Below are 8703 nucleotides of genomic sequence, written 5' to 3' on the forward strand. Positions count from 1 at the left end.
CGGGCGGGTTTCGGTCGCGGTGGTGTGGGGGTGGGCCGCCCCCCCCGCGCGTTTGGGCGGGGGGCCCCCCCCGGGCGGGGGCCCCCCGCACCGCGGTGGCCCCGTGCCCGAAGACGGGCCGGGGACGGGGCACCTCCCACCCGGCACGGGCCAGCGCGGGCAGCGTCGTCTGCCAGGAGAACGCCCCGAGCAGCACCACGGACCGCAGCGTCGGTGCCAGCAACTCCACTTCCCGCACCAGCCAGTTGCGGCAGGTGTCGCGCTCCGCGGTCGTGGGCTTGTTGTCCGGCGGGGCGCAGTGCACGGGCGCGGTGAAGCGCGTCCCGTACAGGGTGAGCCCGTCGTCGGCCCGCTCGGAGGTGGGGATGCCGGCGAGGCCCACGGAGTGCATGCACGCGACGAGGACGTCGCCGGTGCGGTCGCCGGTGAACATGCGGCCGGTCCGGTTGCCGCCGTGCGCGGCCGGGGCGAGGCCGACGATCAGCAGCCGGGCGTCCGACGGCCCGAAGCCGGGCACGGGCCTGCCCCAGTACGTCCAGTCGGCGAAGGCGCGGCGCTTGGTCCGCGCGACCTCCTCGCGCCACGCCACCAGGCGGGGGCAGGCCCGGCACTCCACGAGCCGTGCGTCGAGGCCCCGGACGGAGCGCGCCGTGCCCGCTGCCTGCTCCGGGTCGTGCACCTGCTCCGCGTCCATGACCGGGGCCTCCCGCCTCGCCTCGCCTCGTCTCGTCTCCGGCCGGTCGGCCGGCCTACGCCGTCAGCTTGCCCCGCTTGAGGTGCAGCACCTCGTCCGACGCGGCGGCGACCTCCTTGGAGTGGGTCACGACGATCACGCACTTGCCGTCGTCGTGGGCGAGCCCCCGGAACACCTCGATGATGCCGTCGGCCGTCTCGTGGTCGAGGCTCCCGGTGGGCTCGTCCGCGAAGAGGACGTCGACCTCGCAGGCCAGGGCCCGGGCGATGGCCACGCGCTGCTGCTGTCCGCCGGAGAGCTGCAGGGTGCGGCGGTGGTGCTCGGTGGGCTCGACGCCGAGCAGCGTGAGGAGCTCGACGGCGCGCTGCTTGCGCCGGCCGCCCTTGACGCCGGTGATCTCCATGGCGGAGGTGATGTTCTGCACCGCGGTCATGTACGTGAGGAGGTTCAGGGACTGGAAGACGGTCGCCACGTGCTGGTTGCGGTAGCGGCCGAGGCCGAGCCGGGAGATGTCCTGGCCCTGGAAGCTCACCGTGCCGGAGCTCGGCGCGTCCAGGCCGCTGGCCAGGGACAGGAGCGTGGTCTTGCCGGACCCCGAGGGGCCGACGACGGCGTACATCCGCCCGGCCTCGAAGCGGTAGCTGACGCCCTTGAGGACCGCGCGGCGGCGGTTGCCGCTCTGGTAGGTGCGGGTCACGTCGGCCAGTTCGAGCAGGGCAGGAGTGGTGGGGGTGGCAGGAGCGGTGGGAGTGGTGGGGGTGGCGTGGGAGGTCACGTCAGTCGCCCTTCGTGAGGATGTCGCGCGGGTTCAGGCGCAGGACGCGGGAGCCGGGGACGAGGGTGGCCAGGGCGGCGATGCCCAGACCGGTGGCGCCGACCCTGCCGATGTCGGCCGGGCCGAGACGGATGTCCATGGAGCTGATCGGCTCGACCTCCGGCTGGTCCTTGCCGCCGCCGCTGCCCATGGAGTTGGTGTAGTCCGGCTCCTGGGGCTTGTTCGCGGCGTCCTCCTTGGCCGAGGACACCTCGCCCGCCAGGAGCTTGTCGCCGATGCCCTGGGACAGGAACTGGCTGCAGGCCCCGGCCAGGCCGATGGCGACCACCGCGCAGGCGACGACCTCGACCAGGTGCTGGCCGAGCAGCCGCGGCTTCTTCTCGCCCAGGGAGAGCAGGATGCCGAGCTCCTTGCGGCGCTCGCGCAGCGACGAGGCGACGATCAGCGCGAGGATCACGGTGCCGGCGAGGGCGACCAGCCAGACGGTGACGGAGGCGAAGTCCGCGGTCTTGTTGATGGGCCCGACGAGCGTTTTGTACTGCTTGTCGTTCACGGTGATCGGGAAGATCCGCAGATCGGCGCCCGCGGCCTCGGCGTCCTTCTTGAGCCGGCCGAGGTCGTCGGGGTCCTTCAGCGTGAAGGTGGCGTTCTTGAGGACGGTGTCCTTGGTGCCCTTGCCCTCCAGCCTGGAGCCGCCGGCCGGAGTGACGTACAGGCGGTTGGCGGGGTCCATCATCGCGGGGACGTACTGGCCGCTGTCGGGCGTGCTGCTCTTGTAGACGCCGACGACCTTGAAGGAGTACTCGCGCTTGTCGCGCTCCTGCCCGGCGCCCGGCAGGACACCGACCATGAGCTTCATGCGGTCGCCGACCTTCAGGTGGTTGTCCTTGGCGACGCGCTCCTCGACGACGATCTCGTCGCTCTTGCTGTCCGGGGTGATGCCGCGCCCGGCGATCAGCTTGGAGTCGCCGTTACGGAATTCCTTGACCTCGTCGAGATCGAGGATTCCGGAGGCGCTGAACAGGTCGGTGCCGAGGGTGTCCTGGCCCTTCGGCGGCGGCACGGGCTGGTGCAGCTTGGTGGATTTCGTGGGAAAGGCGCCGCCGTCGGTGGCGTAATTGCACTTCGCCACCGCGGACGACTTGCAGATCTTGTCGACAAGACCGGCGTGCAGATCGCCCTCGGCACCGATCGTGCCGCCCTGGGGCCCGTCCGGCTTGTCCATCTTCCCCGAGTTGATCAGGCCGTTCACGTCCAGCTGCATGGTCGCCACCGCGCCCACCCGCTGCTTGGCGGCGTCCGCGGCCCGGGCGGCCGCGGACTGGATGAGGAATCCGGAGAGCACCAGGGTGCAGATCACGAAGAAGAGACCGATCAGCATCAGCGTCTTCCCCAGGTGGCCCGTCAGCCGCCACCAGGCCCGTTTGAAGAGATTCATGGCATGGGACGCTAGGCAGCCGCTGTTTTCAACCGTGTTTGGCCGCGACGGTGCGGCCGCGGTCCTCATACACGGTTCAAAGACGAGATCTGGTAAATGTGGGCGAGGCAGGGGCGAATTACCGGAATCGGTGCTCCGCCATTTCACGGAATTCTCAGACGGTACGGACGGTCGCGACCGTCGAGAACGTACAGACGGTTCGGATGGGGCAGACGGCGTGCGGGTGCTGGTGGTCGAGGACGAGCAGTACATGGCGCGCGTCATCGAGATGGGGCTGCGCCGCGCATCCATGGCGGTGGATGTCGTGCACGACGGCGAGGCCGCCCTGGAGAAGGCGGCGGTGTACGACTACGACGCGGTGGTCCTCGACCGCGACCTGCCCGGCGTCCACGGCGACGAGGTCTGCCGCCGCATCGTCGCCCAGGGCCTGGACTGCCGCATCCTCATGCTCACGGCCGCGGGCCGCCTCGGCGACAAGGTCGAGGGCCTCGGCCTCGGCGCCGACGACTACCTGGCCAAGCCCTTCGACTTCCCCGAGCTGGTGGCCCGCCTGCGCGCCCTGTACCGGCGCAGCCCGCAGGCCCACGCCCCCGTGCTCACCTTCGCCGACCTCACCTTCGACACCCACCGGCGCCGGGTGACCCGGGCGGGCCACGAGGTCCGCCTCACGCCCAAGGAGCTGGCGGTCCTGGAACTCCTGATGCGCGCCGACGGCGGGGTGCTGAGCGCCGAGTACCTCCTGGACAAGGCATGGGACGCGCACGCCGATCCGCTGACCAACGCGGTCCGCCTCGTCGTGCACACGCTGCGCAAGAAGCTGGGCGAGCCGCAGCTCGTGCACACCGCGATCAGCGCGGGCTACTACCTGGGCGCCGCATGAGGCTGCCCCACCCGTCCCGTCGGGGCGGGCGTCGGCGCCCGCGCACGCTCAGCATCCACGTGCGCCTCTTCCTCGGCTTCGGCGGCGCGCTGGTCGCCTGCTCGGCCCTGATGGTCGCGGTGATCTACGTCGGCATCCGCTTCGTCCCCACGTACGACTTCGCGTCCACCATCGAAGTGAGCCCCCTGCCGAGCGTCTCGACCGACGCGCCGCAGTGGGTCCCACCGCAGCCGCGGAGCCCTGAGACACCAGACGCGGCCGGGACACCGGGCGCCACCGAGTCGCCGGGCGCCACCGAGACACCGGGCTCCACCGAGTCGCCGGGCCCGACCCAGAGCCCCGAACCCGGACAGCGAGTCGACTCCTCCGGGCTGATCCGCGACAAGGAGGACGTCTGGTCCTCGGTGCTCGCCATCTCCGTCGGCGGCCTCCTCGTGGTGACCGCCGTGGGGCTCGCCGCGGGCTGGGTCATCTCGCGCCGCCTGCTCGCACCGCTGCAGACCATCAACCGCGCGGCGGCCCAGGCGGGGGAGGGCGATCTCTCGTACCGCATCAACGCGCAGGGCCCGCGCGACGAGCTGGGGCAGCTCGCGGACACCTTCGACACCACCCTGGCACGCCTGGAGGAGTCCTTCGCCGCGCACCAGCGCTTCGCCGCGAACGCCTCCCACGAACTGCTCACCCCGCTGGCCACCACCCGCGCCGCACTCCAGCTCGCGGCCGCCGACGACTCGGGGGAGTCCCTGCGCGAGCTGCTGCCGATGCTCACGGAGACCAACGAGCGCAACATCCGGGTCGTGCAGGAGCTCCTGGCGCTCGCCGCCGCGGACCAAGTCCCGTGCGACACCGAGCCGGTGGACCTGACGGCGCTCGTACGCGAGGTCGTCGCGGAGGCCGCCCCGCCCGCCGACGGCCCCACTCTCTCCGTCCACGCCGACGCCACCGCCCGCCAAGTCCGGGGCAGCGCCACGCTGTTGAGGCAGCTGGTGCGGAACCTCGTCGAGAACGCCGTCGCGCACAACACCGAGGCGCCCGACGCCTTCGTGAGCGTGACGGTGCGTGACGACGACGGCGGCAAGGGCGAGGCGGAAGGCGGGGCGGAAGGCGAGGCGGCAGGCAAGGCGGCCGTCGTGCTGGAGGTCGCCAACTCCGGCCCGCAGATCGCCCCGGAGACCACCGACCGCCTCTTCGAACCGTTCTACCGGGCGACTCCCCGCGTGGGCAGCGAGCGCGGCCACGGCCTGGGCCTCGCCCTGGTCCGCTCGGTGGCCCGAGCCCACGGCGGCACGGCCACGGCGACGGCCCGCCCTGAGGGGGGCCTGGTCGTCCGGGTCGTGCTGCCGGGACTCGACTGACCAACTCGGCCGGCCGACGGCTCACTCCACCGACGGCTCAATCCACCGACGGCTCACTCCACCGGCGGCTCACCCCACCAGTGGCACCGGCGGCTCAACCGGCAGCAGGATCAGCGCAGTCGGAGCGCCTCGCGGACCGTCGTGAACAGGTCGGTCTGGTTGGTGACGCCGAGCACGCGGTACGCCTGCGGGCCCTGGGCCGCGATCCGCACCTGGGTGCCGGTGTGCTCCTGGGACTGACCGGGCGTGTTGGTCGAGTAGTTGACCTTCAGCTGCTGGCCCTCGTCGGTGACCAGGGTCGAGGAGAGGCCGGGCGGCTGCGCCTCCAGCGGCACGATCTGGCTGGTGTGGGCGTGGTCGGCGGTGGTGACGACCATGGTGTCGGGGTGCTTGGCGGCGTAGTCGCGGGCGACCTTCACGGCCCGGTCGAAGGCCGCGGTCTCACCGATCTGACCGCAGGGGTCGGCGGCGTGGTCCTGCTTGTCGATCGAGGCACCCTCGATCTGCAGGAAGAAGCCCTGCCCGCTCTTGCCGCCCTTGCCGCTCTTGCGGCTCTTCTGCTTGGCCTCGAGGAGCTTGATGGCCTTGCTCGCCTGGTCCTCGAGGGCCGGGGTGCCCGCGGGCCGGTTCGGGTTGGAGGTGGTGCAGCGCTGCGGGTCGGTGCCGCCCTTGGCCGCGGCCTTGCCGGTCCACTCGACGGGGACGTTGCCGGGGGCGAAGAGGCCGAGGACGGGCTTGCCGCCCTTGACGGACTTGACCGCGGCCAACTCCTTGTCGTTCTTGACCACTTGGTAGCCGAGCTTCTCGGCCTGCTCGGTGACGGTCAGGCCCTTGTACGTGCCGTCGGTGACCTTCTGGTCGAAGCGCTGCTTGCCGCCGCCGAGGAGGACGTCGACCTTGTGGTTCACGCTCTGCTCGGCGATCGAGCCGGGGCCGCCCTTGGCGATCGTGTCGGCCGGGCACTTGGCCATGTCGGCGGGGCCCTGGCAGCTGCGGTCGGTGGCGTGCGAGGCGAGCACCGCCGGGGTGGCGTCGGTCAGTTCGGCGGTGGTCACCGAGCCGGTCGCGTAGCCGCGCTGCTGCGCCAGCTCCAGGATCGTCGGCACCGCCTTGTCGGTGCCCGGCGTCTTGGAGATCCGCCCGTTGACGGTCTTCACGCCGGTCGCCCAGCCGCTGCCGCTGGCCGCCGAGTCGGTGACGTAGTCGGGGGTGCCGTCGGCGTGCACCGCGTACGTCGTGTACGCCCCGGTCAGCGGGAACTTGTCCATGTTCAGGCGCCCGTTCGCGCCGACCGTGTAGTCACGGGCCAGGGTGATCTCCGAGTCCCCCATGCCGTCACCGATCAGCAGGATGACGTTCTTCGCCTTCCCGCCCTTGATCGCCTGCGCGGCCTGGTCCTTGGTCCCGGAGGCCCCCGCCGTGGCGGTCACGGCCACGGCCGTGGTGGCGGCGGCCACGGACACGGCGGCGGCTATGAGGGTACGGCGCGAACGGCGCGCTCTGGACATACACAACTCCTCGGCTGAATGCTGCGGATCCTGGACTTCGGGATCTGCCGAGCACCTCACCAGCGCCATGTGAACCGGGGGAGTCGCCCCGTCGGCGCCCCGGTGACGTCGGGGCGGCGCGAAGCCCCCCCCGAGACGCCGAGACACGGCCACCCGGGCCGGGTCGGCAACCACACCCAGACCTGGGCGCAGGACCCGTTCGCCAAGGACACCACCGCGCACCAGTGGTTCCTGCGGCTGCACACGGACGGAACGGTGGCCGTCGAGACGTACGCCAACCACCGCCGCCTCACGGCGGGCGCCACCCCCGCCGACGTCGCCACCCTCCAGGAACACACGGACAGCCTCAGCCAGCGCTGGCGCCTGGTGCGGCACGCGGAGGGAGGAAACGACTACTACATCGTCTCCGTGGTCCACCCGCGCTACGCCCTGGCCATCGCCGACCACCTCCAGGGCAACGACCGCCTCGTCGGCCTCACCCGCATGTGGGGCGGGCCGAACCTCTCCCAGCTGTGGCGGATCTATCCCACCGCCGAGGACGAGGGCTGACCGAATCTGAGCGGGCGCCCCCGAGGGGCACCCGCTCGAAACACCCCCCAGGTTGACGTACAACTCCCCTCGCTGCCTCGCCCCCTCGCCGCCTCGTCCGCTCGTCCCTTCGCTCGTGCCCCGGCCTCGATCTCCCTTCCTGGCCCTGGGAGTTGGTCGCACTGCACGGCCACGATCCGGATGAACACGCCGTGGTCCTGCACACCTCGCCCGCGTCGTGCGCGGACGACGGGCTCCTGCCTCGCCTCATGTCTCCCCTCCCAACTCCGGCACTGAGAAGTGGGCAGCGAGTGGGAGTCGATCATGTGTAACCGGGGCTGACTCAGGCCGACTTGAGCTGACCCGGGACCGTGCCGAGTGCCTCGCGCGCCGCCTCCCCCGCACCGCAACTCCCCACCCCACCCCCCTTGCACCTTCACGATATGACGGTTAGTCATATACCTATTAGGCATACGCGAGGCCCCGCATCGCCCCAACTCCCTGGAGGCACCGTGAAGTTCTCCGTCATCTTCGGTGAGCGTCAATGGGTTCCCTCCTGAGCTGCGTAGTCCTTGATCAAGGAGGTGTAACTGGGAGTGGAGTGGGAGTTGATCTCGGCCTGAGGGTGTGGAACCGGCATCACCTACATTCCCAGAGAGGACGGCGCTGGTCAGGTGAGTGGTGCAGGTCATCGAAGTCGAGGGCGGCGGAATGTTCCTCATGCTGTATGGGAGTGATTGAGAGCCGTGCGGTGTGCGAGTGGCGGCGAGTTGCGGTGGTTGTGAGTGTGGGTGAGACCCGAGGGCACCCGCTGTGATTTGGAGATGCCTGGCGTGCTTTATGGCGGACCGTCTCCGGGCGGAAGAACCCGGGCCGAACTTTCTGGCCATGCAGGTCGGAATGGCATTACCTCCGCGTGCGCGGAGCGGACCCGGCAATGCTCCACCGCGGTGGCTGCGACATCGGGCTACCTCTGCGTGCGCGGAGCGGACGTCATCGACTTCCCCCCGACTGGCTCCCGTTGGGGACTACCTCCGCGTGCGCGGAGCGGACCTGGAGGCCGAGCCGGACCTGGACACCCTGTCAGGACTACCTCCGCGTGCGCGGAGCGGACACAAGGATCAGCGGCGGCGCCTCGCCGCAGACGGGACTACCTCCGCGTGCGCGGAGCGGACACAAGGATCAGCGGCGGCGCCTCGCCGCAGACGGGACTACCTCCGCGTGCGCGGAGCGGACACCACAACCAGAGAGCCGGTCCCGGTGACCGGGGGACTACCTCCGCGTGCGCGGAGCGGACCCTTCGTGACCTGCGTCGATGGCGCGGCTCTCCCCGACTTTCATTCACTTGGGGCTGTCGATTTTCGCTGGTGTTCGGGTCTTAGGGGTGGCATTGAGCCATTCCTCTGAAGGTGCTTCCTGGGTTGCCCTCCGCTAGGTCGTGTCCGCAAAGTCATGGCAGCCAGAGTCGCAGGCAGGCGAGGGTGACCATGGCTTGGTAGTGGGTGGCTCGTTTGTCGAAGCGGGT

Annotated in this window: 7 protein-coding genes and 1 CRISPR repeat array; of the genes, 3 read left to right on the top strand and 4 right to left on the bottom strand. The window is 70.8% G+C overall.

Translation table 11 applies throughout. The annotated features are described in order from the left end of the window. The 3 genes from ACFWYM_RS37875 to ACFWYM_RS37885 form a co-directional block, all read right to left on the bottom strand. On the bottom strand, nt 1–694 hold a 694-nt coding region (locus ACFWYM_RS37875), incomplete at its 3' end, for a uracil-DNA glycosylase (protein WP_384847718.1). 55 nt (nt 695–749) lie between these two features. Further along, nucleotides 750–1469: an ABC transporter ATP-binding protein gene (locus ACFWYM_RS37880; RefSeq protein ID WP_384847721.1), complete on the bottom strand. Its 720-nt coding sequence runs from the start codon at nt 1467–1469 to the stop codon at nt 750–752. A 1-nt stretch (nt 1470) separates the two neighbouring features. Continuing rightward, nucleotides 1471–2907 carry an ABC transporter permease gene (locus tag ACFWYM_RS37885; RefSeq protein WP_384847724.1) on the bottom strand — a complete coding sequence of 479 codons (1437 nt, stop codon included), beginning with the start codon at nt 2905–2907 and terminating at the stop codon, nt 1471–1473. Nucleotides 2908–3124: 217 nt separating this feature from the next. On the opposite strand from ACFWYM_RS37885, the gene ACFWYM_RS37890 reads away from it, so the two are divergent. Beyond that, on the top strand, nt 3125–3787 hold the full coding sequence (locus ACFWYM_RS37890; protein WP_384847727.1) for a response regulator transcription factor: 663 nt from the start codon (nt 3125–3127) through the stop codon (nt 3785–3787). Continuing rightward, nucleotides 3784–5142, top strand: a complete 1359-nt coding sequence (locus ACFWYM_RS37895; protein ID WP_384847730.1) for an ATP-binding protein — start codon at nt 3784–3786, stop codon at nt 5140–5142. The genes ACFWYM_RS37890 and ACFWYM_RS37895 overlap by 4 nt, the downstream gene beginning before the upstream one ends. 110 nt (nt 5143–5252) lie before the next feature. Here ACFWYM_RS37895 and ACFWYM_RS37900 read toward each other — a convergent pair whose 3' ends face one another. Continuing rightward, nucleotides 5253–6650, bottom strand: coding sequence for an alkaline phosphatase (locus ACFWYM_RS37900; RefSeq protein WP_384847733.1), 1398 nt, complete (start codon nt 6648–6650; stop codon nt 5253–5255). Nucleotides 6651–6668: 18 nt separating this feature from the next. On the opposite strand from ACFWYM_RS37900, the gene ACFWYM_RS37905 reads away from it, so the two are divergent. Then, nucleotides 6669–7199, top strand: coding sequence for an RICIN domain-containing protein (locus tag ACFWYM_RS37905; RefSeq protein ID WP_384847736.1), 531 nt, complete (start codon nt 6669–6671; stop codon nt 7197–7199). Between the two features lie 882 nt (nt 7200–8081). After that, a CRISPR array of direct repeats spans nt 8082–8475; the repeat unit is 28 nt; unit sequence GGACTACCTCCGCGTGCGCGGAGCGGAC. Nucleotides 8476–8703: the final 228 nt, after the last annotated feature.

This window comes from Streptomyces sp. NPDC059009, assembly GCF_042740175.1.
Lineage (GTDB): Bacteria > Actinomycetota > Actinomycetes > Streptomycetales > Streptomycetaceae > Streptomyces.